This is a genomic window from Ruminococcus sp. AF20-12LB (assembly GCF_003478985.1).
Classification (GTDB): domain Bacteria; phylum Bacillota; class Clostridia; order Lachnospirales; family Lachnospiraceae; genus Blautia_A.
Genome location: NZ_QUGH01000035.1, coordinates 1 through 751, shown reverse-complemented (window position 1 = coordinate 751; position 751 = coordinate 1). Strand labels below are relative to the sequence as shown.

Below are 751 nucleotides of genomic sequence, written 5' to 3'. Positions count from 1 at the left end.
CGGCTCAGACAGCAGACCCTGCCGCAATAACGCCGTCTCCCGCAGCCCAAGTAGTAATCACCCCTCCTCCGCAGCAGCCCGGCCCGATGCCACCTTCCTCTGGCTGACGCTTCCAGCCGACAGGAAAAAAACAGAACAGGTGACGGAAGCGGACTGGGCGTCCTGTCCTGAAATGCCAGATTGGTACAGAATATTCCTGCAAATATCGAAGAATCTCCAGAACCAGATTGGCGCAGCGTACCATTGTAAGTACCGAAGAATCCAGAAACGAGATCGGCCCAACGTACCACTATAAGTATCGAAGAATACAGGGACGAGATTGGCATAGCGTATCACCATAAATATTGAAGAATCCAGAAACGAGATCGGCCCAACGTACCACCATAAATATCGAAGAATCCAGGAACCAGGTCGGCACAACGTTCCACTCTGAGTACCGCAGCATACAGAAAAAAGTCAACAACGCAGCACACACAACAACGAAGAACTCCTTCCGTGCCCAACGGGGTGGGAGCGCGAGGGAGGGCGTTCGGGCTACGGAACTCTGAGATTGCCTTCCCTCGCACTTACCGCATTGAAAATGCGACCGGCGTAGCGCACTCAGCGAAGAAACTTATAAAAAAACATATATATAATAAATAATAAACAGGGAGATAATAGGATAATAAAAGAAAAGAAATTGTCCCTTTAAGATAAACTTCCAGGAAAATCTAAAAAAATTGAATTTTATGGTTGACAAGCATAAAACCCT

Annotated in this window: 1 protein-coding gene; it reads left to right on the top strand. The window is 47.7% G+C overall.

Features of this window, described 5'->3' with window-relative positions; genetic code table 11:
- On the top strand, positions 1–295 hold a 295-nt coding region (locus DWX61_RS19105; protein ID WP_207664999.1), incomplete at its 5' end, for a hypothetical protein.
- Positions 296–751: the final 456 nt, after the last annotated feature.